Genomic DNA, 23,064 nt, shown 5'->3' with positions numbered 1-23,064 from the left:
TTGGGGCCTCGCCCCTGCCGGATAAGAGTCACGCGGCGATCCGCGTCGCGGCGGCTCCCTTGAGCTGCAAGATTTCGCGCGCGTCCTGCGGTGTGGCGACCTCGATCGAAAGGCTATGGAGCACGTTGATAATGCGCGAGACCTGTTCAGCATTGGATTGTGCGAGCCGGCCTGGCTCGCCCCACAGCGAGTCCTCCAGCCCGACGCGAACATTGCCGCCCATTGCGGCTGACATTGTGGCGATCGGCATCTGATGCCTGCCCGCCCCCATTACTGACCAGACATAATCGGCGCCAAACAGGCGATCTGCCGTCCGCCGCATCATCGCGACATCTTCGGGGTGGACGCCGATCCCCCCCCGGATGCCGAAGACTGACTGGATGAAAAAGGGTGGCTTGAGGAGGCCGCGATCGGCGAAATGTGCGGCCGAATAGAGGTGCCCGATGTCATAGCACTCAATCTCGAAGCGCGTGCCCAGCGCTTCGCATTTTTCGAGGATATAGGCGATATCGCGGAAGGTGTTGCGGAAAATGTAGTCGTCACTGCCCCTGACATAGGGTTCTTCCCAGTCATGCTCGAAGCAGGTGAAGCGCTGCAGCATCTCGTAAAAAGCGAAGTTCATCGATCCCATGTTGAGCGATGCAATCTCGGGTTGGAAGGTCAGCGCAGGAGCCAGGCGGTCCTCCAGTGTCAGAACAGGCGAGCCGCCGGTCGTGACATTGATGATGGCATCGCAGCGATCGGCTATGACCGGCAGGAACTGGCGATAGACGTCAGGGTCCTGCGTCGGCTTTCCCGTCTCGGGATCACGGGCATGAAGATGCACGATGGTCGCGCCCGCGCGGGCTGCCTCGATCGCGGAGCCCGCAATCTCCTCTGGGGTAACCGGGAGGTGCGGCGACATGGAGGGTGTGTGGACCCCGCCCGTCACCGCACATGTCACGATTGCCTTGCGCATAACCAATCCTTTCCCGTCGCCTGTTTGAAAGCACGGTTCCAGATCACCGAGGATGTGGGAAATCACTTTGCCCGATAAGTTGGATAAGTCCCCCTGATCCATTCGCCTCAGGGCCAATAGGCAGAGCTTATGTCACGCATTCCGATAAACAATTTTTGACCAGTAGCGGGTGGGTCTAGCCCACCTCCCAACGACGAGCGGCCTTTGGATGGCTGGCAGGAGTCGGCCTGTTGTTGGGCTGGGGAGAGAGCGGAATGGCAATTATCGGGATCAGGCGCCTGCGTTATGCGGTGTCCGACACCAGCGTCGCGCGGCGCTTTTTCACTGATTTCGGTCTGGCGCCGGCGGGCAATGAACGTCCGGGTCTCTTTACACTCGCAAACGGGGCCGAAGTCGAAATTCTCGGCACCGGCGACGCTGCGCTCGCTCCTTCAGATATCGTGGGCGATGGCGTTCACGAGGTGGCCTGGGGCGTGAGCGACGAGGCTTCGCTCGACGCATTGGCCGCCAACCTTGGGCAGGATCATGCGCTGGAGCAGGTCGCGGACGGGTTCAGGGTTCAGCTCTTCGGCATACCCTTTTCCTTTCTGCGCTGGACCCCGCAATCCTTCGCCAACGCGCCCGATGCGGTCAACGCGCCCGGCTGTGTGCGGCGCCTGAACACCCACCGCAAATGGCGCCGCCGCGCAAGGCCCAAGGTGATCAACCATGTGGTCTTCCGCATTCCCGATTTCGAGGAAGCGAGCCGCTTCATGCGCGCACGTCTGGGTTTCCGGCTGAGCGATGTGCAGACCGGCTTTGGTCAATATCTGCGCGCCAGCGGCAGCAACAACCACCACAATTTGCTATTTCTCAATGCCAATGCGAATTTCCCTGGTTGCGATGGCCAATTGCGCTTCGATCACGCCAATTTCGGTGTCGAGGATATTGACGAGCTGATGATCGGCGCCAATTATATGGTGCGGCGCGGTTGGCAGCCATCTGACATCGGGCTTGGCCGACACCGGATAGATTCCGCGCTTTTCTATTATCTCCCTTCTCCGGCGGGGGGAGAAGCAGAATATGGTGCCGATGCGGACTATGTGGATGACAACTGGGTCCCCCGCGAGTTTGATGTTCCGCTGTTCGGTTACAGCCATTTCACGCATAGCGTGCCAGCCTTTCTCGAAACTGAGCCCGCGTGGAGCTTCAAATATCTGACCGAGGCCCAAGTAGCCGAGGGCGTGGCTGAGGGGATGGACAATGTTTGAACCCTTCCCCACCAACTACGTCTGGAACCTGTCGATCAACCTTGCGCTGGAGATGGGCGGGGCGATTGGCGATATCGATCTCGCCAACCGGGAAACCGCCCGTGCGGCCGAAGCTGGGGACAGCGGCGTTGACGCCTTTTTCGATACCTGGCTCGCCATGGCAGATCGGGTGGGCGAGATGGCGCAGGATGACGAAGCAGCCGGAAACCTGGAGAGCGCTGCAGCGAAATATCGCCGGTCTTGCGCCTATCTGATCACTGCGGAACGCATGCAGGCCAGCGATTACCCGCCCCGGATGCAAGCCTATGCGGACATGCTGGCAACCTTCGCACGCTATGTCGCATGCAACGGCGAGCCCTGCGAGATGGTCGAGATCCCATACGCGGACAGTCATTATCCCGCGCTGTTCTGCTCGGCGGCCACTCCTGAGAATCCGTCGCCGCCCTGCATGGTCTTTTGCAACGGCCTCGACAGCGTGAAGGAGATGGTCTTTCTGGTCGGGCTGCCCAAGGCGTTGCGGGCCCGGGGCATATCCTGCCTGATCGTGGACCAGCCCGGCGTAGGCGGCGCGCTCCGGGCAAACCGGTTGCCTGCGATTGTCGAGACCGAACTCTGGGCGGGTAAGGCGGTCGACTGGCTTGAAGGGCGCGCGGATGTCGCCTCTGGCCGCATCGGGATGATGGGCTGGTCGCTCGGCGGCTATTACGCGCCGCGCGCCGCCGCCTTCGAGAAGCGGTTCCGCCTTTGCGTGGCCTGGGGTGCCAACCATGAATGGGGTCTGGTACAGCAACGCCGTCGGCGCAATGAGGGCGAGAATCCGGTGCCGCATTACTGGGCGCATGTGATGTGGGTCTGGGGTCAGACCAGTCTGGAGGATTTCATGGCCCTGTCGGAGCGGATCACACTGACCGGTGTGGTCGAGCAGATCGACGTGCCTTTCCTCGTGGTGCATGGCGAGAACGATCGGCAGATTCCCCTAGAATATGCCTATCGCTCGCATGAACAGGCGGTGCGAAGCCCCCGTGCGGACCTCAAGATTTTCACGCCCCGCGAAGGCGGTATCGAGCATTGCAGCGCGGACAATATGGAACCGGTCCGCAGCTTTATCGCGGACTGGATTCGCGAGAGATTTATCGAAATGATCTGATCGTGCGCAAACCGCGTGACACCATAACAGGAGTGGGAAGAAGATGACCGATCTGACAGGCGCCGTCATAGCCCTGACCGGCAGCGGTTCGGGCCTTGGCCTCGGGCTCGCACAATATTTCCGAACGCTGGGAGCCAGGCTAGCCCTGCTCGATATCTCGCCCGAGAAGGTCACCGCGCTGCAACAGGCCTTCGGTGAAGATACGCTCGTCATGCAGGGCGACGTGCGCGACATCGCGGCGCTGGAGGCATTTCGCAATGCCATTCTCGCGCGGTTCGGCGATGTCGACTGCCTCGTGGGCGCGCAAGGCATCTTCGACGGGAACCGCCCGATCTCCGATCTGGCGCTGGACAAGATTCCAGCCGCCTTCAACGAGGTGATGCAGATCAACGTGCTCGGCTACATCCTGTCGGCCGTGGTGTTCCGCGAGGCACTGGCCAGGCGCAACGGGTCGATCACGCTCACCGCATCCTCCAATGCGTCTTACTGCGCCGATGGCGGCGGCCTGCTCTACACGGCTTCAAAGCATGCCGTGCTGGGCGTGGTGCGCCAGTTGGCGTTCGAATTCGCGCCCGATATCCGGGTCAACGCCGTATCGCCCTGCGGCATTGCCGATTCCGACCTGCGGGGGCCGGGTGCGCTCGGCCTTGAAAGCGAGAGCCAGAATGACATTCCCAAAGACAGCTTCATGGCCATGATCCGCAAGGTGACGCTGCTCGATCACCTGCCGACCGGCGCGGAATATGGCCCGGCCTATGCCCTGCTGGCCGACCCTAAGCAGCGGATCCTGACCGGGGAAATCATCATGGCAGACCAGGGGCTTGCCAACCGCCCGATCATCTCGGCGCGCTGAAGGAGGGAGGGCCGTCATGGTCATGCATGCAGCACAGTCCTGCCCCGGCATCGGCGAGAGGCTGGACGATATCCTGGAACGTACAGGCAGCGAGCTGGAAAAGGGGCTCGTTCCTGTCAACATTTTCGCCAATGCCGACATCTTCGATGCCGAGATGGAGCGCATTTTCGCCAAAAGCTGGGTGTTCCTCGGTTTCGAGTCGGAGATTCCCGACAAGGGTGATTTCATGCAGCGCCGGATCGGGCGCGACAGCGTTATCGTCACCCGTGATACCAAGAGCGCCATCCACGTTCTGGCTAATTTCTGCCGCCATCGCGGCACCAAGCTGTGCCAGACCGATGTTGGCAATCAGAGCCATTTCCGGTGCCCCTATCATGGTTGGGTTTTCAAGAACAACGGCGACTGGATCGGCGCGCCTGACAAGAGCAAGGCCTATGCTGGGCTCGACCCCAAGGATTGGGGCCTTCTCAAGGCACCGCATGTCGAGAGCTTTCTCGGCATGATCTTCGCTTCGCTTGATCCCAATGCTCCGACTCTGATGGAATATCTGGGGGGCGCTGCATGGTTCATGCGCGGACTGATGGACCTGCATCCCGGCGGGATGAGCCCGATGGGGCCACCTGACCGCTACAAGGTTCGCGGTGACTGGAAGACAGGTTCCGAGAACTTTGGTGGCGACGGCTATCATGTTGGCGTTGCACATGGGTCGGTACAAACGATCGAGCTTGCCCAAGGGTTTGACGTCCTGAACAACTTCTCGACACACTATGTCATTCCCGGCGGCCACAGTTTCCTTGGGCATGATTTCGACAGCATGTTCGGACCCGATGGGCACGTCTGGTACTACCCGTCCGATATCCAGGAGCATTTCGATCTCGATCGGCTCGATCCGCTTTTGCAGGATGTGGTGAAGAAGAATCCGCCAATCGTCGGGACGATCTTCCCCAACCTGTCATTTCTGCGCTTCTTCGGGCCGCCTTCGCCTGGCAAGCCGCCGGCGGTTTATACATCCTGGCGGCAGTGGCAGCCGTCCGGGCCAGGCGAGATGGAGTTATGGTCCTGGCAGCTCAAATGGAATTTCATGGATGAGCAGCAGGCTGCCGACAGCTATGCCGCCGGTCAGTTCGGCTTCAGCTCCGCCGGCATTTTCGAGCAGGACGATACCGTCGTCTGGGAAGGTGCCCCTGAGGCTGCCCGCAGCGTGTGGGCGCGCAAGGAAAACACCGCGTTCAATATGCAGATGGGGCTTGAGGGCATGGGCCAGCAGAAGCTGGACGAAAGCTGGGAGGGGCCGGGCGAAGCCTGGCGCCCCGGCCCAGGCGAGCCGAGCCAGCGCGCGTTTTACCGGCATTGGCTTAGCCAGATGGTGGAGAGCGGGAAATGAGCGCGATCACACCAGAGATCGACATTGCGATCCGTCAGTTCCTCGGATATGAGGCCATGCTGCTCGACACAGGGCGGCTGGAGGATTGGGCCGGTCTGCTCGACGAGGCGATCCTCTACGAGATCCCCATGCGCATCAGTGCGCGCAAGCGCGAGGATGAGTTTCCCGCCGGCGCGTTCCGCATGCATGAGGACATGGCCATGATCCAGAAACGTCTGGAACGGATGCGCACCAACGAAAACTGGGCGGAAGATCCTGCCTCGCGGACGGTGCGCACGGTGGGGTCTGTCTTCATCGAGGCGGATGAAGGCGGCGGCGTGTACCGGGTGCACAGCGCGCTAACACTCTACAGGCAGCGCGCGATTGACCGGGCCTATGAATGGATCCCCGCGCGCCGGACCGACCGCATCCGGATCGCCGCGGATGGAGAATGCCGTCTGATGCGGCGCACCGTCATCCTGGCAGAGACGATCCTGCAAACGCCCAATCTGGCGGTTTTCCTCTAGACGGGTTGCAGTCGGAGGGCACAGGGCCGCAGTGGAGCTACCCATCAGGTTAGCTCCACTGCGGCCTCGTTCATGACGCCGCGCAGCCACATATGGCCCGGATCGTCATGGTTCCGGTTATGCCAGATCAACGTTTCCTGAAGCGTGCCCAGATTGATCGGCGGCCGCAGGACACGCAGTTTTTGAGAATCGGCGAGCTGTTCGGCCAGCTTGCTTTGCACCGTGGCAATCAGTTCGGTGCCCGGCAGCATCTGCAGCAGCCCCGCGAAGGTCGGCACATGCAGCAATTCCTTGATGACGATGCCGCGCCGCTCGATCTCCGCTTCCTCCACTGTCCGCACATTGGCGCCAAAGAAGGCGAGAGCGTGGGGATAGGAGAGGTAATCCTCCTTCGTCATGGTCTCGCCGATCGGATGGTCGCGGTCGACAACACAAACGAAGCTGTCCACGAACAGGTCTGCGCTCGACAGATCGACATCCCGCCCTTCACGGCCAAACAGACTGCGATCCCCATGGGTGATCACCATGTCGATATCGCCGCCCTCAAGGCGTGAGAAGCTTGGGCCGAACACATTCTCGACCATGAGCCTGAGCTGCGGCGCGCGGGTGCTCAGGATGCGCACCACCTTCGGCAGATAGATATGAACGCAATAGTCGGACATCGCGACGCGGAATGTCCGCTCCGACGTGCCGGGGTCGAATTGCGCCTTCGTTTCCAGCACCGCGTCGATATGCAAAAGCGCGATGCGCACCGGCTCGATCAGCGCGCGGGCCTTCGGGGTCAGCTCCATCTCGCGTCCGACGCGCAGCAGCAGCGGATCGTCGAAATGCTGGCGCAGTCGCTGCAAGGAGCCGCTCAGCGCGGGTTGGGTCACGCACAGTCGGTCGGCCGCCCGCGTCACGCTCCGCTCCGACAGGAGCGTGTCCAGTGCCAGCAGGAGATTGAAGTCGAACCGATTTAAGTTTGCCATCCTGGTCCAGTTCCATCCTCTTGCGTGCCCGGCCTTCGATGGGCTCGGTACATCTTCAGCCTACATGAGGCGCCCGGTCGATGATTGCTCATCTTTTGGACTTATGAAAGGCATAGCGCGAAGCGATTTCCGACAGCTTCCTCCCATGGGTAAGTCCGGCCTGACAAAGGCTCGTGCAGACAGGGATGAAGCATATGGTCGATTTGACAGGCAAAACTGCAATCGTGACGGGTGCCGGTGGCGGACTGGGCCGCGCCCATGCGCTGGCGCTGGCAGCCCATGGCGCGCGGGTGGTGGTGAACGATCTTGGCGGTCAGAGCGACGGCGGGCGCGCCGTGGTCGAGGAGATCGTGACGCGCGGGGGCGAGGCGCTTCTCGATGAAACGGATATCACCGATTTCGTCGCTGTGACGGACATGGTCGCAGCTGTGGAGCATGCATTCGGCGGCGTGGATATACTGGTCAACAATGCGGGCATCCTGCGCGACCGCAGCTTCGCCAAGATGGAGGTCGAGGACTTTCGTGCGGTGATTGAGGTTCATCTGATGGGATCGGTGCATTGCACCAAGGCGGTCTGGGCGGGCATGCGGGAGCGCGGCTATGGCAGAATTGTCCTGACGACCTCCTCATCGGGGCTTTTCGGCAATTTCGGGCAGGCCAATTACGCGGCCGCCAAGATGGGATTGGTCGGCCTGATGCAAACGCTGCGCCTTGAGGGCGAGAAATACAACATCCGGGTCAATTGCCTCTCGCCCTCGGCGGCAACGCGCATGACTGACGGTCTGTATGGCGCGGATGACCTCCTGCGCCTTGACCCGAAGCTGGTTGCGCCGTCCGTCGTCGCGCTCGCTGCTGATAGCGCGCCCAATGGTGCCATTCTTTGCGCGGGTGCAGGCAGCTTCGAAAGCGCGCATATTCTGCTGACGCAAGGAGTCGTGGCAGGGGAATCCGGTGCTGCCGAGGCAATTCTGGATCGCTGGACCGAGATCGAGGACCGCGACAACGCCTTCGTGCCAGCCCATGGCCCTGATCAGTTCGGCCATGAGATTGCGAGAGCGAGCACGCTGCTGTCGCCGGTGGCGGATTAATGTTGAGGCCAACCGCATAGCAGCCTTGGCGAGCGCGTCGTCGCGCCAAACCGCCCCTTCAGTCCGCCGATTCCTGGATTCCGAAATGATCGATATCACAGTCAAAACCCGTAATGGCACGCCGCATCAGCTTCCGGGCCGCATGGGGCGGACACTTATGGAGGCGATTCGCGAGAGCGGCATCGACGAGCTCCTCGCTCTCTGCGGCGGCTGCTGTTCTTGCGCGACATGCCATGTGTTCGTCGAGGCGGGAGCCGAAGGGCTCGAGGTACCCACCAGCAAGGACGAGGATGATCTCCTCGATAGCTCGGAATTCCGCCGGCCAGGCTCCCGCCTGTCCTGCCAACTGACGCTGGCGGCCGACATGGAGGGATTGGTCGTCCAGATCGCACCAGAGGACTGAGCTATGGCAGGCACGGCAGACATTGTGATTGTGGGCGGCGGGCATGGTGGGGCGCAAGCGGCGATCGCGTTGAGACAGCACGGCTTTACAGGGTCGATCCTGATCGTCGGGCGCGAGCCCGACCTGCCCTACGAACGCCCGCCGCTGTCGAAGGGCTATCTCTCTGGCGAAAAGACATTCGAGCGGCTTCTTCTCAGGCCTGCCGCGTTCTGGGCCGAACGCGGCATCGGCCTCGTGTTGGGCCGCGCGGGGACGCATGTCGATCCGGCCGTCAAACGCCTGATTCTGAGCGATGGCAGAGTTATCAGCTATGGAACGTTGATTTGGGCCACTGGTGGTGACCCGCGCCGCCTCACCTGCGACGGGGCGGATCTTGCAGGTGTTCATGCCGTGCGCACGCGCGCCGACGTTGACCGATTGGTGCATGAACTCAGGGGAGGGGCCCGCCGTGCCGTCATCATCGGCGGGGGATACATCGGCCTGGAGGCTGCCGCCGTACTGACCAAACTGGATTGCTCCGTGGTGGTGCTCGAAGCCGCGAGCCGGGTGTTGGCACGCGTCGCGGGCGAGGTGCTTTCCAACTTTTATGAAGCCGAGCACCGCGCCCATGGGGTGGATCTGCGGACACAGGCCAGCATCAGCCATCTCTTCGGCACTGACGGCCATGTCTCCGGGGTTTGCATGGAGGATGGCACGGTCATCCCCGCCGATCTGGTCATCGTGGGCATCGGCATTGAGCCGAGCGTGGCCCCGTTGATTGCGGCGGGGGCCGAGGGAACTGCTCATGCGGGCGTGCGCGTGAACGCCCAGTGCATGACCTCGCTCCCCGATATCTACGCGATCGGGGACTGTGCCGCTCACGAGAATGCCTTTGCGGGTGGCGAAGTGATGCGGCTGGAAAGCGTTCAAAACGCCAATGACATGGCTGCCACGGTTGCGCAGTCATTGTGTGGCGATGCGCGTGTTTACGAGGCAACGCCCTGGTTCTGGTCGAACCAATACGACCTGAAACTCCAGACCGTGGGCCTGTCGCGTGGGCATGATCAGGCCGTCCTGCGGGGCGATCCTGCCGATCGCTCATTCTCGGTGATCTATCTCAGGGGTGGCAGGGTCATCGCGATCGATGCTGTTAATCGCGTCAAGGATTACGTGCAGGGGCGGAAACTTGTGGAGCTTGGCGCCCACGTATCGCCCCTGAGGCTGACAGACGTTACCGCGCCCTTGCGCGACCTCCTTGATGATGATGTTTTGGTTTCGGCGCCGCCCCTAGATACGTAGGAGCAATGGTTGCTCGTCTGATGCGTTTGATGAATGGTGGATCTGGCATGCCAGAGTTGAAAACTGGTCGTTAAACAGATTTCATACTCGGTTGTTGGAGATTTCTGCCATGAACAGATGGCCGCTACCGATGGCCAAATTTGAAAGGCTGAATGTCGCCCTGAGGGCGATTGATTCCATTACGTAATCGACTGGAGGCAAACAATGCCTCCGGTTCAAATTGGGTGCGGTCAACGCTGCTGATAGGTGATCCGCCCTCGCGTGAGCATCAACACGTCTGCTCGACTATCCGATCATGGGCCAAGGCGAAGATCGGGCCGAGCGCGCCCAGATCACCGTGGATGCGCAGATCGCCGTCCCGCATGGCCTTGCCGACGGCCTGCGCATAGGCGGGGTCGGCGCTGAGCAGCAGGTTCAACCGGCGGGCCGTTGCGGCTGTCACGTCGATCACGACCTGCGCCGTCTCGCCCGCCAGCACGCCGGAGCGGAAGGCGAGCGATCCCCCCACGACATCAACGCGCAGGCCCTGAAAAAGCCCGTTGTCCAGCCTTTCGCCATCCACATAGCGCTCCAGAACTGACAGGTTGAGGTCGGGAGGAATCCCGAGCCTTTCCGCCGCCTCTGCGATTGCGACCCCCACCATGGCGAACCATGGCGCCGTGCCCTGAACCAGCGCCCCGGTCATGCGGGAAGCGCCGTCAGCACGATCTTGCCCTGGATGCCGCCTTTCATGGCGCGGGCATGAGCGCGCGATGCCTCGGCGAGCGGATAGCGACTGTCGACCACAACGCGAATCGTGCCATCACCGAGCAGGCGTCCCGCTTCGGCCAGTTGCGGCCCGTTGGAGCGAACCTGCGTGGAGGAGACGGTGACACCGCGTTCGCGGGCCTGCTCATGGCCGTCAAATCCCAGAGGATTGACGAGAAACAGCGCACCGCCGGGCTTCAGCACCTGAAGGAAGCGCTCCATATTGGCGCCGCCCACCGCGTCGATCACCAGATCGGCATCGCGGATCACATCTTGCGCGGCGGTTTTGGTATAGTCGATGAACTGGTCCGCGCCCAGATCGCGCATCAGGGCCTCATTCCGGCCCGAGGCCACGGCGATGACCCGCGCGCCCTGCCATTTCGCGATCTGGACAAGGAGGTGGCCGACGCCCCCGCCTGCGCCATTGACCACCACCGTCTTACCGCCAAGCGGCACAGGCGTATGGGGCACGGATTGGAACGGGTTGGGCGCATCATGGCCCACATCGATCAGGAACTGCCACGCGGTCAGCAGCGACATGGGCGCGCCGGCGGCCTGTTCATGGTCGATGGTGGCGGGCTTGTGCGCCAGTTCCGATGCCGCGACCCGCACATAGTCCGCATAGGCGCCGCTGCCCGTCATCAGATCTTCGGGAAAGCGCACCATTGAGAACACTTCGTCGCCAACGGTGAAATCGGTGACATCCTTGCCGATGGCTTCGACCACGCCCGATATGTCCGTGCCGATGATGAGAGCAAAGTTGGGCGCGGGCCGCCATTCGGGCGGCAAGGCGCGATACCCGTCACGCAGATAGAGATCGGGCGGGTTGATGCCGACGGCGTGGACACGGACCAGTACATCGCTCGCTCCAATTTCCGGGCGGGGCGCATCCTCATAGGTCAGCACCTCGGGGCCACCAAAAACATGCAGTCGGACTGCTTTCATCATCTCGCTCATGGGCAATCTCCTTGCGGCGGATCGCCGCTGATGCCTTTGAGATAATGCAGAGCGTGAAACTTGATAATTGGCCCATCATTCGCTTTAGTCCTTCCATGAAGGAACGAATGATGTTGGATCGGCTGACGGGTCTCATCGCCTTCGCGCGCGCAGGATCGCTGGGCAGCTATGCGGCGGCGGCGCGCGCGTTGGGCATCACGCCATCGGCCATCAGCAAGAGCGTGCAACGGCTGGAGCAACAGCTTGGGCTGGCGCTCTTCACGCGCACCACGCGGTCGCTGACGCTGACATCGGAAGGGCGCGAGCTGCATGAGCGGGCGCTGCGCCTGCTGCATGACGCGGAGGAGATCGGGCAGGTGGCGGTCCGTGCGCGCGGCCAGCCTACGGGAAACCTGAGGATCGCCGCGTCGCTGCCGATCGGCATGCATGTGATCGCGCCGATGCTGCCGGAATTTCGCGCCAGGTATCCCCAGGTGACCATCGACCTCAGGCTGGATGACCGCCATATCGATCTGATCGAGGAGGGGATCGACGTTGCGATAAGGATCGGGGACCTTGCGGACTCCCGTCTGCTGTCGCGCAGGCTCATGACGATGCGTCTATGCGCCTATGCCTCGCCCGGCTATCTCGCGGCGCGCGGCACACCGCAGCATCCGGAAGAACTGACGGCACACGATACCATCAACCTGCGATACCAGAGCAATGGCCAAATGTTCCGCTGGCCGTTCAGGACCGGTGAGCGCGTGATCGAGATCGTGCCCGCCGCCGCCATCGTGGTCGATGCCAGCGATGCCGCTCTGGCCGCGATGGTGGCGGGGGGCGGCATCGGCATGGCGGCGACTTTCGCTGCGGCGACCCATGTCGCTGCGGGGCGCCTTGTCCCCGTGTTGGCCGATCACGCCGTAGAGGGGCATCCGGTCACCATGCTCTGGCCGGAGAGCCGCCGGGCAAACCCCGCCGTCAAGGCTTTCGTGGCCATGCTTGTGGAAACGCCGCCAGCATCAGATTGAGGGGCAATCTGGCGCCCTCTTCGGGGGTCATGAAGCCGCTGTGACCGGTCAAATCATTTTTCACATAGCCGGGGCGGACCGAATTCCCCGTGATGTGCGTGTCGCGCAATTCCTCGGCCAATCGCACGATCAGCATGTTCAGCGCGACCTTGAAGGCATTATTGCCGATCAACCTGCAACCAGAGCTGAAAGACCGGCAGTTTAAGGGAACTCCGATCCTGCCCGGCGCTTCCAGTAAGCTGGAGGTGCATCATGCCCGCACGCGCGTATTGGCAGGGCCAGATCAGGCTGGCGCTGGTTTCGATCCCGGTGGAGATCTATCCCGCGACGCGGTCCGGCGCGGCGATCAGCTTTCACCAGATCCACGAACCCAGCGGCAAACGCGTACGCTATGAAAAGGTCGTGCCCGGCCTGGGCCCGGTGGACCGCGACGAGATCCTCAAGGGCTATGAGGTCGAGAAGGACACCTATGTCCTGCTTGATGAGGAGGAGATCGAGGCGGTACGGATCGAAAGCCGCAAGACGCTCGAACTGGTGCAATTTGTCGAGAGCGGCGCGATTGACGTGCTGTTTTACGAAAAGCCCTATTTCATCCAGCCTGCAGACGATCTGGCGCAGGAGGCTTACGGCGTGCTGCGCGATGCCCTGCGCCAGACGGGCAGGGCGGGGTTGGGGCAATTGTCCGTGCGCGGGCGCGAGCAACTGGTGTCGGTGCGCCCCTGCGGACGGGGGCTTATCATGGAGGTCCTGCGCTATGCCGACGAGGTGGCCAAGGTGCAGAACGCCTTCCGCGACCTGCCCGATCAGGAGCCGGGGGAGGATCTGATCGATCTGGCCACCACCTTGATCGAGAAAAAGACCGCGCCTTTCAAGCCCGAGGTTTTCCGCGACCACTATATCGACGCGCTCCACCGCCTGATCGAAAAGAAGCGCAAGGCCAAGGGCGGCCAGCGTATTCTGGAGGATGCGGAGGAACCGGGCGCAGGAGGGGGCGGCAATGTCATCGACCTGATGGCGGCGCTGAAGAAGTCGGTGGGCGATGGCGGTAAGGGCGACGGCGGTAAGGGTGACGGCGAAAAACCGGCGCGATCGCGTCGCAAGCGCGCCTGACATGGCCCTGCGCGATCCCCTCGATGCTTATCGCCGCCGTCGCGATTTTACCCGCACGGCAGAGCCTTCGGGCGAGGAAGCGCCCCAAGCGGCCGAGCGCCCGATATTCATCGCCCAGAAGCATGACGCCACCCGCCTGCATTGGGATTTCCGGCTTGAGGTTGATGGCGTGCTCAAAAGCTGGGCGGTGACGCGCGGCCCCAGCATTGATCCGGCCGACAAGCGCCTTGCCGTGCGCACTGAGGATCACCCGATGGCCTATGCCGAATTCGAGGGCAGCATCCCCAAGGGCGAATATGGCGGCGGCACTGTGATGCTGTGGGATCGCGGCCATTGGGCCCCCGTGCAGGGCAAGAGCGCCAATGACATCGAGGAGGGTCATCTCCATTTCCGCCTGTGGGGCGAGCGGATGAAGGGCGAATGGCTGTTGGTCCGCATGAAGCCGCGCGGCAAGGAAAAGCGTGAGAACTGGCTATTGCGCAAGATCGAGGACGCCCATGCCGGAACCGGCGACACGCTGGTCGAGCGCAACCTGACCAGCGTGCTGACCGGGCGCAGCATGGCCCAGATCGCCAGCGATGCAGGCGGGCGGCAATCGCTGGCGGGCAAGAAGGGGCAGGCCTTTGCCGACGTGATGGAGCGCGCGGTGGTCCATAACCGCAGCGAGGCAGGCCACAAGCGCCGCAAGGCTGCGCCATCGCGCAAAGCCGTGCTGCCGGATTTTGAACCGGTGCAACTGGCCACGCTGGTCGATGCCGTGCCCGCGTCGAATGCCTGGATGCATGAGATCAAGTTTGACGGCTATCGCATCCTGGCTGCGGTGGCGGGGGGCAAGGTGCGGCTCCATACCCGCACCGGCCTGGACTGGACCGAACGGTTTGCGGGCATCGCGCAGGCGCTGGCGGCGCTGGACCTGCCCCCGGCGCTGATCGACGGCGAGGTGGTGGCTTTCGATGCCGCGGGCAATCCCTCCTTTTCCGCGCTTCAGGCCGCGCTCAAGGAAGAACGGGACGGCGGCATGGCCTATTTTGCCTTCGACCTGCTGCGCCTGTCGGATCAGGATCTCAAACCCCTGCCCAATATCGAGCGCAAGGAGAGACTGGCGGCACTGCTGGCCGATGCGGGGCCGCCGCTGCATGTGGCTGATCATGTAATCGGCGCGGGCGAGGCGCTGTTTGACGCCATGTGCAAGGCGGGGCAGGAAGGCATCATCGCCAAGCGCGCCGATGCCCCCTATCGCAGAGACCGCACGCGCAATTGGATCAAGGTCAAATGCACGATGCGGCAGGAATTTGTCCTCCTCGGCTGGACGCAAAGCCCGGCGCGGGGGCGCCCTTTCGGCGCGCTCCTGCTGGGCCAGTGGGAAGGCGAAACACTGGCCTATAAAGGCAAGGTGGGAACCGGATTTGACGCCGCGTTGCTGGAGGACCTGAGCCGGACCATGGCGCCGCTGGCCGCCGACACGCCGCCCGCCGACGTGCCCCGCGCCGAGGCCCGCCGCGCGCATTGGCTGCGCCCCGAACTGGTGGCCGAAATCGCCTTTGCCCAATTCACCGCCGATGGGCGCGTCCGCCATGCCAGCTTCATCGGATTGCGTCAGGACAAGAAAGCCAGCGAAGTGACCCCCGAAATCCGCGAAAAGCCGGTCGAGCCTGCCCAGATCACCATCACCCACCCGGACCGCGTGCTGTTTCCCGAAAGCGGGCAGACCAAGGGCGATCTGGCCGCCTATTATCAGGCCGTTGCGCCGCTGATGCTGCCCTTTGCGGCGGGGCGGCCGCTCAGTCTTGTGCGCTGTCCGCAGGGCCGGGCCAAGCAATGCTTCTTCCAGAAACACGACAGCGGCTCGTTCGGCGAGCATGTCCATCATGTGCCGATCACCGAGAAAGACGGCGCGAGCGAGGATTACCTCTATATCGAGGATGCCGAGGGCCTGCTCGCCTGCGTCCAGATGGGCGCCATCGAGTTCCACGGCTGGGCGGCGACGGCGCGGGCGGTGGAGCGTCCCGACCGCATGATCTTTGACCTCGACCCCGATGTGGGGCTGGATTTCGCGCAGGTGAAAAAGGCCGCTTTCGACATTCGTCGCCAGCTTGCCGATCTGGGGCTGGTCAGCTTTGCCCTCCTGTCGGGCGGCAAGGGCGTGCATGTCACGGTGCCGCTGCGCCCCGGCCATGATTGGGAGGCCCACAAGGATTTCGCCCAGCGCTTTGCCAAAGCCATGGCGATGAGCGAGCCCGACCGCTTCATCGCCACGATGAGCAAGGCCAAGCGCAAAGGCCGCATCTTCATCGACTGGCTGCGCAACCAGCGCGGCAGCACGGCGGTCCTGCCTTATTCAGTCCGCGCACGAGAAGGCGCGCCGGTGGCCGTGCCGCTGGATTGGGAAGAGTTGGAGCGGATGGAGAATGCCCACCCTTTCGGGATCGCCGACCTTTCGCGCCTGATCGAGCGGGCAGGGGGAAAATCCCTCGCCGGCTGGGGCCATGCTGATCAGCCTCTGCCGGAGCTTTGAACGGCGCTCTGTTTACCCGGCTGACCTCCTCGCGCCGCTCATGCTCGAAATCCACATCGATGTCGGGCGGCTCACGCCGCTCGGCGCTGACGAAGCGTTCGAAGAGCAATTCGGACTGCACCGGGTCGATGGAAGTAATGCCCAACACGAAGCAGACCGCCGAATTGGCGGCGCTGCCGCGCCCCTGACACAGAATGCCCCGGCTGCGCGCAAACCGGACGATCGCGTGAACGGTGAGGAAGTAAGGCGCGTCTCTACGGTGTCGATCTCGACGGAGAGATCGCCGTCGCGCGCGGCCTGACAGTCAATGGCGGTCTTTCCTACATTCACGACCGTTTCACCTCATTTCCCAATGCGGATTACATCGCCCCCGTTGGAAATTGCGTACCTGCGCCAGGTGGCGTTTGCTCGGGTCCCGCCAACGGTAACAAGCTTGATCCCGACGAAAAGGGTTCTGAGCAGTGCTGGCGTTCTCATTTCGAACGAGCGAGATGGATCACCGGGGATGGACTCAGCCAAGCAATCGAGGCGTTCGGAAATTCTAGAGACTGATCTTGCCTGCCGAAGCGAGATAGCTGGCGCCTCGAGCGCTGCGCGCACGACCGCTCTCTCGCGGCTGCGCCGCCGAGCCGCGATTGCGTCTCGGCCATTCGGCTTCGATCCCTGGCGGGGGTCGGTCAGGTGACCGGCTGTTGACGCCGCGCAGGGGCGCGGCGGCGTTGTTTCGGGTCGCGTCCGTCAATGTGGTGTAAATTGTGGTGTGGCCAACGGGCTGCATTTTCAGGCGGCCTTGGGTGTAATCTGTAGCGGCTGAACCTCCTCAATGGTTGGAGCGGCAAGGGCAGCCATGCCCTCGATCTGCATGTATCGGTGCTGGAGCTGGTATTCGTCGTTCTGCTCGAGCAGGACGGCGCCGACGAGACGGATGATGCTGTCCTCGTTCGGGAAGATACCGACGACATCGGCACGGCGCTTCACTTCCTTGTTCAGGCGTTCCAGCGGATTGGTGGAATGCAACTTGACCCGGTGCTGCTCGGGGAAGGTCATGTAAGCGAGCACGTCGTGCTCGGCATCGTCCATGCAGGTGCCGAGCTTCGGCCAGCGGGTACGCAGCTGGTCGGCGACCTGGCGCCAGACCTGTGTCGCGGCGGCATGGTCGGGCTGGAGGAAGACCTGGCGGATGGCAGCGGCAACGACGGTGTTCTGGCCCTTGGGCACGTAGGCCAAGGCATTGCGCATGAAGTGGACGCGGCAGCGCTGCCAGGTGGCGCTGAGCACGCGGGTAATCGCCGCCTTGAGGCCCTCGTGGGCATCGGAGATGACCAGCTTCACGCCAGTCAGGCCGCGCCGGGCAAGGTCCTTGAGGAAGTCGGACCAGAACACCTCGGCTTCGGAGGGGCCGATATGGAGGCCGACGATCTCGCGCTTGCCCTCGGTATTTACGGCGACGGCGATTATCGCGGCGACACTGACGATCCGTCCGCCCTCGCGCACCTTGAGGTAGGTGGCATCGAGCCAGAGATAGGGCCAGTCACCGGCGAGCGGGCGTTTGAGGAAGGCATGGACGCGCTCGTCGATGTCCTTGCACAGCTTGGACACCGAGGACTTTGAGATGCCGGTCATGCCCATCGCCTGGACCAGCTCATCGACGCGCCGGGTGCTGACGCCGGCGATCCACGCCTCCTGGATCACCGCGACCAGCGCCTTCTCTACGGTCTTCCTGGGTTCCAGAAAGCCGGGAAAGTAAGCGCCGGTCCGCAGCTTGGGGATCTTCAGGTTGAGAGTGCCGAGCCGGGTGTCGAGGCTGCGGTCGCGGTAGCCATTGCGCCAGGTCGTCCGGTCGCCAGATCGTTCATGGCGGCCAGCGCCGACCAAGCCGTCAACGTCGGCCTCCATGATAATCTGCAAGACGCTCTCAGCGATCGTGCGCAGAAAATCTCCATCTCCGGTCTTCGCCATCAGCTCGGCAAGCGGTAGTCTGTCGTCGGTCATCGGGATCAACTCCTCGGTTGGCGTGTGAAGTGTGGTAACTCCACCTTACCGATGAGCCCGGTGGCCACCGAGATCGAAATCGCATGGGGTGGGGCATGCCCCACCCCATGCGATCGCCTCAATCTACACCGAAAATTACACCACGAGCGCGGACGCTAACTTGTTTCGTTTCGCGTTGGAGCGCTCGCGCTGCTTGAGAGGTGCGAGCTTGTTCGAGTTGACGGCGAGTTGTCAGATGGGATCGGTAAACCCTTCGTTGAAGCCTGTCAGGGTGATCGGGTCGAGGGGCGGGTGTTGCGCCGGATTGATCTGCTCAGCGGTCAGTTTGCGCTCGTCGAAAATACCAAGGAGTTTACCCTGTTGCCTTGGCGGCCCATGTTGGAAAATCAGCTCGGCAAATCAGTGTCTGCTATTACGCGCGGAGATAGGGTTGACTGGACGTTGGGACGCAGCCGAGGGGGGCCCAGTATTTCATAGTCAACTCGAGCCATCATCGTAACCGCTGCAGCCCGGCTTTGCCCTTGGAAACAGACATCCAGAGATCTATGGTCACTGGTGAGCCGTTGATCGAACCGGGCCCTGGCAGCAATGCGCCAAAAATCATCTTCTGCACACGTTCTAGCTGGTGGCTGGGAATGGTTGAGTATCGCTGGCACTGGAACGCCGCATCGTGGGACTAAGCTGATGGGGTCGTCTAATCGCCGCCTCCATTGCAAGCAGATTTTGAGCTGACCGTATGCCGGGTTCAGGGTCGTCTTCGCGGTCGGCAAGGGCCGCCGCACGGTGGGTCTTCGGCGGACAGGACCTTCCTATGTGGACGACGCACTCGGCAGATGCCGGTGCATCCCATCAAGCGGAATGGTTCAGCCCACGTCCCGGCAGGGACGGATCCGCTCGCCGGCTGCACGCCGGCGAAGTCGCTACACTGGTGCGCCGGCGGTCTTGTCGAACAGCTCGCCTGACTTGAGCATGGCATGCATCACGACCGAGAGCTTGCGCGCAACCGCAACGGCTGCGCGCTTGAAGCCGACGCGTTCGCGAAGCTTGAGGCCCCAATCTCGTAAGGTGCTCTCAGCAGAGCTGCGGGTCAGGATGACGCAGGCCGCTTCGTACAGAAGATTTCGTACCTGGTGATCGCCGCGCCTGGAGATGTGCCCGTTGTAGTCCACCTGACCCGATTGGTAGCGGCGCGTGGTCAGGCCGAGCCAGGCACCTACGGATCGCGACCTTCGGAAGTTGGCTGGATCTTCCACAGCCGTCGCGAAGGCGGTCGCAGTGACGACACCGACGCCTGGGATAGTCATGAGCAGCTGGCATGCCTCGCTCTGACGCGCATCGGCGATCAGGCGTCGCGTAAGTTCGGCTGCGCGCATTCGCACGCTGCGCCAAGCCTCGAGCAGCGGCAAGATGATGGCGGCCAGTTCGGAATGCTCGCCGAGCCTTACCCTCACATTGGTCTCGAACGTGCTGCCCTTCCCGGCGGGAATGACGAGGCCGAACGTTTTCATCAGACCGCGGATCTGGTTGGAGATCTCAGTCTTGATCCTGACCAACTTGGTGCGCGCAGCCACCAGCGTGCGGGTCAGCATGCTGTCGAAGCCTTTGACCCGAACCTCACGGTAGAAGCCGACCTCGGCCAGATGCGCCAAGCCGTCCGCGTCGTTGGCGTCGGTCTTGTTGGTGGCCATGTCCAACGCCGCTTTGGCGTGGCGCGCATCAATGCAGATCGCTGGCAGTCCTTCGGCTTGAAGCGCGTGATAGAACCATACCGACAACGGGCCGGTCTCGAAGATGACTCGCTCTGGTTCTGAGGCGTGCTTGCGGACCAACCGGGCAATGGCCTCCGGATCCGACGCGCACTTGCCTCGCCAGACCCGCTTGCCCTCGCGCCGAACCGAGATCGCGGTGTCTTTCATCGATACGTCGAGGCCGATATATTCTCCCATGGCTGTTCTCCATCAGATGCTGGGCCCGGCATCGCGTCGTGAGCCCGTACTTCCATCTTATCGGGGAACAGCCACTCCCTTCTATGTCTTGCTGACCAGGGCCGACTCGCTTCCCGCGATTACCCCATGTGGACGCCCCTCGGCGGCATCGATGTGCCATAGTGGAGGTGTTGAGCACCACTTAATGGAGGCGTCCGTGTCAGAGGTTATCACGATCGGCTTGGATATCGCGAAGAATGTTTTCCACGCGCATGGCGCGGATGCGGGAGGGCAGATGATTTTCAGCCGCAGGCTGACCAGGGCCAAGCTTCTGGACTTCTTCGCGGCACAACCTGCGTGCCTTGTTGCGATGGAAGCATGCGGTGGCGCACATCACTGGGCACGGCAACTGACCCAGTTCGGGCATAGCGTGCGCCTCATCCCTCCTGCCTACGTGAAGCCCTTCGTGAAACGGCAGAAGAACGACGCTGTCGATGCCGAAGCGATCTGCGAGGCAGCCCAGCGTCCCGGCATGCGCTTCGTTGCGGTCAAAACCGAGGAACAGCAGGCATCTGGTATGGTGTTCCGCACCCGCGACCTGATGGTCCGCCAACGGACCCAACTCATCAACGCTCTGCGTGGTCATCTGGCAGAATATGGTTGGATCGCCCCCAAGGGGAAGATGCACATGAACCTGCTGGCCGGCTTGCTCGACGACGACGAGATGGCCTCGACACTTCCACCGGCTGCGCGGGCCATGCTCAAGGTCATGACCAACCATCTTGAGCGGATCGACGAGCAGATCGCCGATCTTGACCGCGAGATCGCGCGTCGCGCGCGAGAGGACGATACTGCTCGCCGGCTGATGACCATTCCCGGCATCGGCCCGGTCACGGCGGCGGCGATCCTCTCGCTGGCGCCGCCCATCGAAACTTTCGCGAAGGGGCGCGACTTCGCAGCCTGGCTGGGCCTGACGCCATTGCAGCATTCGACGGGAGGCAAACCAAAGCTCGGCTCCATCTCGAAAATGGGCGATCGAACGATCAGGCGTTTGCTGATCATAGGCGGCAGTTCGATGGTGCGACAGGCCTGCAGGTTCGGCGCACCGGCAGGCTCCTGGCTCGAGAGCATGTTGGCGCGCAAGCCGCGCATGCTGGTGTCCGTTGCGCTGGCCAACAAGATGGCCAGGATTGTCTGGGCCTTGCTGACCAGGCATGAGGATTTCAAGGCTCCGGCGTTGGTTGCGGCGTAAGCCGAGGCCAACGTCAGAGGTCGTCGGAGACGTAGGCGGTCGAAGGAGGGTATGGCACAACGGTCGGCAAGACCGGATTGGCAAACCAGGGAATGGCAGAGCGCTTCGAGCGCGATAAGCTGATATGGATCCGATCCGCGAACTCCCATACGGGCCCGCAGCATGGCGCTGCACTCAGAGGCCGGACAGATGGCAGCACCCGACTACGTACCAGACCCAATTTTACGCTTGCTTCTTCAGGGGCGTCCACAGATGCTATTTGCGGCGACGGCGGCTTCTGCCGGAAGCGGACGGAACTTTGTGCCCCTGCAACTGTTACGGAAGGATACCGTTCAGCACGTAATCTCAGAGGGATTTTGACATGGGTATATGCCGCAACTTCGTCTTCGCGACGGCAGTAGCAACAATGGTTGGCACTCCGCTTATCGCCGAGGCGAAGTCAACCAGCGGCAGGATTACTATAAGTGAAACCCAGTTCGGATTCCTTCTCGGCGGTAACGTCGGCGGTGGCACACTTACGTACAACGGCAAAAAATACAAGTTCAAGATCGGCGGTATTTCAGTCGGCAAAATTGGTGTTGCGAAAATCCGCGGCTATGGTCGAGTTTCGAACCTAACCAACATCTCCAACTTCGCCGGGACTTATGTTGCGGCTGATGCTAGCGCTACGGCGGTCAGAGGCGCGGGCAGCATCAAGCTCAAGAAGGGAAATGTCATACTTGAACTCGACACCAGTTCGAAAGGCTTGCAGCTCAGCGCCAGCGGCGGCGGCGTCAAAATCACACTGGAGTAACCGGGAACGCCACCCAAAATCGTTCGGGTAGGGACGGTCGGCCTATTTCACCAGGCCGACGTGCCTCCCGATGAGTTCCTGGTCACCTCGCAAGCGTTGCGGCGGATGCACCCGACCGCCTCGGACAGAGTGTTCGGCCAGTTGATGGTGAAGATCGCGGCGGCCGAACGGAGCGCATGCCCAGCGCTGTAGTTGGCAATCGAATGTCCATAATTGGGCGCCTTCCGCCAGAAGCGAACGCGGTGTCGTGGGACTTTGCCGCTATTCTCCGCCATACCCAAAAACGTCCAGCTAGGCCGAAACCCGCCATTCACCAGGTAGCGACGGCCATCTCTACTAGGTCCAAGGTTGCGGACAGATCTGAAAGTCTCCTGTCGGCGAGCAAAGGTAGTTAACTGTCCTACATTCACGTTACCATGCCGTAGCTAGGAACGGCCCGGATGGCGTGGCGCCCGGAACGGCACCTCTTCATACTTACCCGCATGCTTTTCAAAACTGCTTGTAATTTTCAAACTATCCGCTAATAGAAAATTGCCTAACGTCGTTTGCGACGGAATTTGATTGCCGCCTTTGCGGCCCCTTTTCCATTTCATGCTGTGTGGCTCCGTGCCGGGATCCGCCCGTTCGCGGATGACTTTTTGTACGCAAGGAACTGGATTGGCGAAAGAAGAGCTCATGACGGTGGAAGGCAAGATCGACGAGATACTGCCCGATGGACGCTTTGGCGTGACACTCGACAATGGGTATCGGATTATCGCCTACACGGCAGGTAAAATGCGCCGTCACCGGATCCGCTCGGTCGTTGGCGACCTCGTACACTTGGAAATGACGCCTTACGACCTGACCAAAGGTCGGATCATCTATCGCGAACGGACGCCCGGCCAGGGGCTAGGTGCTGTCCGTAGGCGTGTGATCAGGCGCTAAT

At 62.1% G+C, this 23,064-nt stretch carries 22 protein-coding genes and 1 pseudogene; 14 read left to right on the top strand and 9 right to left on the bottom strand.

Features of this window, described 5'->3' with window-relative positions; translation table 11 throughout:
• Positions 1 to 28: 28 nt before the first annotated feature.
• Positions 29 to 958, bottom strand: coding sequence for a 3-keto-5-aminohexanoate cleavage protein (locus FHW92_RS14955; RefSeq protein ID WP_172249254.1), 930 nt, complete (start codon positions 956 to 958; stop codon positions 29 to 31).
• A 254-nt stretch (positions 959 to 1,212) separates the two neighbouring features.
• Between FHW92_RS14955 and FHW92_RS14950 the strand changes: the two genes are divergently transcribed.
• From FHW92_RS14950 to FHW92_RS14930, 5 genes are read left to right on the top strand one after another with little or no spacing between them, the layout of a single operon-like run.
• Positions 1,213 to 2,208 (top strand): VOC family protein, encoded by a 996-nt coding sequence (locus tag FHW92_RS14950; protein WP_168604028.1) that lies wholly within the window; start codon positions 1,213 to 1,215, stop codon positions 2,206 to 2,208.
• Complete coding sequence (locus FHW92_RS14945) at positions 2,201 to 3,355, top strand: alpha/beta fold hydrolase (protein WP_168604027.1); 1,155 nt, start codon at positions 2,201 to 2,203, stop codon at positions 3,353 to 3,355. The genes FHW92_RS14950 and FHW92_RS14945 overlap by 8 nt, the downstream gene beginning before the upstream one ends.
• Positions 3,356 to 3,398: 43 nt before the next feature.
• Complete coding sequence (locus FHW92_RS14940; protein WP_168604026.1) at positions 3,399 to 4,208, top strand: SDR family oxidoreductase; 810 nt, start codon at positions 3,399 to 3,401, stop codon at positions 4,206 to 4,208.
• Between the two features lie 16 nt (positions 4,209 to 4,224).
• Positions 4,225 to 5,592, top strand: a complete 1,368-nt coding sequence (locus FHW92_RS14935) for a Rieske 2Fe-2S domain-containing protein (RefSeq protein ID WP_168604025.1) — start codon at positions 4,225 to 4,227, stop codon at positions 5,590 to 5,592.
• Complete coding sequence (locus FHW92_RS14930; RefSeq protein ID WP_168604024.1) at positions 5,589 to 6,098, top strand: aromatic-ring-hydroxylating dioxygenase subunit beta; 510 nt, start codon at positions 5,589 to 5,591, stop codon at positions 6,096 to 6,098. The genes FHW92_RS14935 and FHW92_RS14930 overlap by 4 nt, the downstream gene beginning before the upstream one ends.
• Positions 6,099 to 6,142: 44 nt before the next feature.
• Here FHW92_RS14930 and FHW92_RS14925 read toward each other — a convergent pair whose 3' ends face one another.
• Positions 6,143 to 7,069 (bottom strand): LysR family transcriptional regulator, encoded by a 927-nt coding sequence (locus FHW92_RS14925; protein WP_168604023.1) that lies wholly within the window; start codon positions 7,067 to 7,069, stop codon positions 6,143 to 6,145.
• A 194-nt stretch (positions 7,070 to 7,263) separates the two neighbouring features.
• On the opposite strand from FHW92_RS14925, the gene FHW92_RS14920 reads away from it, so the two are divergent.
• From FHW92_RS14920 to FHW92_RS14910, 3 genes are all read left to right on the top strand, one after another.
• On the top strand, positions 7,264 to 8,157 hold the full coding sequence (locus FHW92_RS14920; protein WP_210428512.1) for an SDR family NAD(P)-dependent oxidoreductase: 894 nt from the start codon (positions 7,264 to 7,266) through the stop codon (positions 8,155 to 8,157).
• Between the two features lie 85 nt (positions 8,158 to 8,242).
• Entirely contained in the window at positions 8,243 to 8,560 is a 318-nt protein-coding gene (locus FHW92_RS14915; RefSeq protein WP_168604021.1) for a 2Fe-2S iron-sulfur cluster-binding protein, read from the top strand.
• Positions 8,561 to 8,563: 3 nt separating this feature from the next.
• Positions 8,564 to 9,838, top strand: coding sequence for an FAD-dependent oxidoreductase (locus FHW92_RS14910; protein WP_168604020.1), 1,275 nt, complete (start codon positions 8,564 to 8,566; stop codon positions 9,836 to 9,838).
• A gap of 268 nt (positions 9,839 to 10,106) precedes the next feature.
• Here the strand turns inward: FHW92_RS14910 and FHW92_RS14905 are convergent, their stop codons facing one another.
• Together FHW92_RS14905 and FHW92_RS14900 are read right to left on the bottom strand one after the other, a co-directional pair.
• On the bottom strand, positions 10,107 to 10,523 hold the full coding sequence (locus FHW92_RS14905; RefSeq protein ID WP_210428511.1) for a hypothetical protein: 417 nt from the start codon (positions 10,521 to 10,523) through the stop codon (positions 10,107 to 10,109).
• Positions 10,520 to 11,542 (bottom strand): NADP-dependent oxidoreductase, encoded by a 1,023-nt coding sequence (locus FHW92_RS14900; RefSeq protein WP_168604019.1) that lies wholly within the window; start codon positions 11,540 to 11,542, stop codon positions 10,520 to 10,522. Before FHW92_RS14900 ends, FHW92_RS14905 begins: the two co-directional genes overlap by 4 nt.
• A gap of 95 nt (positions 11,543 to 11,637) precedes the next feature.
• Between FHW92_RS14900 and FHW92_RS14895 the strand changes: the two genes are divergently transcribed.
• Positions 11,638 to 12,552, top strand: coding sequence for a LysR family transcriptional regulator (locus tag FHW92_RS14895; protein WP_172249256.1), 915 nt, complete (start codon positions 11,638 to 11,640; stop codon positions 12,550 to 12,552).
• On the opposite strand, the gene FHW92_RS14890 is transcribed toward FHW92_RS14895, so the two are convergent.
• Positions 12,503 to 12,724 carry a hypothetical protein gene (locus FHW92_RS14890; RefSeq protein ID WP_210428510.1) on the bottom strand — a complete coding sequence of 74 codons (222 nt, stop codon included), beginning with the start codon at positions 12,722 to 12,724 and terminating at the stop codon, positions 12,503 to 12,505. The two genes, FHW92_RS14895 and FHW92_RS14890, sit on opposite strands and share 50 nt — an antisense overlap.
• An 80-nt stretch (positions 12,725 to 12,804) precedes the next feature.
• On the opposite strand from FHW92_RS14890, the gene FHW92_RS14885 reads away from it, so the two are divergent.
• Together FHW92_RS14885 and ligD are read left to right on the top strand one after the other, a co-directional pair.
• Complete coding sequence (locus FHW92_RS14885) at positions 12,805 to 13,662, top strand: Ku protein (protein WP_168604018.1); 858 nt, start codon at positions 12,805 to 12,807, stop codon at positions 13,660 to 13,662.
• Position 13,663: 1 nt separating this feature from the next.
• Positions 13,664 to 16,177 (top strand): DNA ligase D, encoded by a 2,514-nt coding sequence (ligD, locus tag FHW92_RS14880; RefSeq protein ID WP_168604017.1) that lies wholly within the window; start codon positions 13,664 to 13,666, stop codon positions 16,175 to 16,177.
• Positions 16,178 to 16,199: 22 nt separating this feature from the next.
• Here ligD and FHW92_RS14875 read toward each other — a convergent pair.
• The 3 genes and pseudogenes from FHW92_RS14875 to FHW92_RS14860 form a co-directional block, all read right to left on the bottom strand.
• A pseudogene (locus FHW92_RS14875) lies at positions 16,200 to 16,421 on the bottom strand (hypothetical protein); the annotation flags it as partial.
• Positions 16,422 to 16,957: 536 nt separating this feature from the next.
• The gene (locus tag FHW92_RS14870) at positions 16,958 to 18,169 is read right to left on the bottom strand and encodes an IS256 family transposase (protein ID WP_168604016.1); all 1,212 of its coding nucleotides are present in this window, start codon (positions 18,167 to 18,169) and stop codon (positions 16,958 to 16,960) included.
• A gap of 920 nt (positions 18,170 to 19,089) precedes the next feature.
• Complete coding sequence (locus FHW92_RS14860; RefSeq protein ID WP_168604015.1) at positions 19,090 to 20,115, bottom strand: IS110 family transposase; 1,026 nt, start codon at positions 20,113 to 20,115, stop codon at positions 19,090 to 19,092.
• Between the two features lie 196 nt (positions 20,116 to 20,311).
• On the opposite strand from FHW92_RS14860, the gene FHW92_RS14855 reads away from it, so the two are divergent.
• On the top strand, positions 20,312 to 21,346 hold the full coding sequence (locus tag FHW92_RS14855; RefSeq protein ID WP_168604014.1) for an IS110 family transposase: 1,035 nt from the start codon (positions 20,312 to 20,314) through the stop codon (positions 21,344 to 21,346).
• Between the two features lie 361 nt (positions 21,347 to 21,707).
• Positions 21,708 to 22,139: a DUF1134 domain-containing protein gene (locus FHW92_RS14850; RefSeq protein ID WP_168604013.1), complete on the top strand. Its 432-nt coding sequence runs from the start codon at positions 21,708 to 21,710 to the stop codon at positions 22,137 to 22,139.
• A gap of 425 nt (positions 22,140 to 22,564) precedes the next feature.
• Here FHW92_RS14850 and FHW92_RS14845 read toward each other — a convergent pair whose 3' ends face one another.
• Complete coding sequence (locus FHW92_RS14845) at positions 22,565 to 22,816, bottom strand: hypothetical protein (protein WP_168604012.1); 252 nt, start codon at positions 22,814 to 22,816, stop codon at positions 22,565 to 22,567.
• Here FHW92_RS14845 and infA point away from each other — a divergent pair.
• Positions 22,797 to 23,063 (top strand): translation initiation factor IF-1, encoded by a 267-nt coding sequence (infA, locus tag FHW92_RS14840; protein WP_168604011.1) that lies wholly within the window; start codon positions 22,797 to 22,799, stop codon positions 23,061 to 23,063. The two genes, FHW92_RS14845 and infA, sit on opposite strands and share 20 nt — an antisense overlap.
• Position 23,064: the final 1 nt, after the last annotated feature.

It is taken from the genome of Novosphingobium sp. SG707 (assembly GCF_012275515.1).
Classification (GTDB): domain Bacteria; phylum Pseudomonadota; class Alphaproteobacteria; order Sphingomonadales; family Sphingomonadaceae; genus Novosphingobium.
Note: the sequence above shows the minus strand (reverse complement) of the source record. Positions and strands in the feature narration are given on the sequence as shown.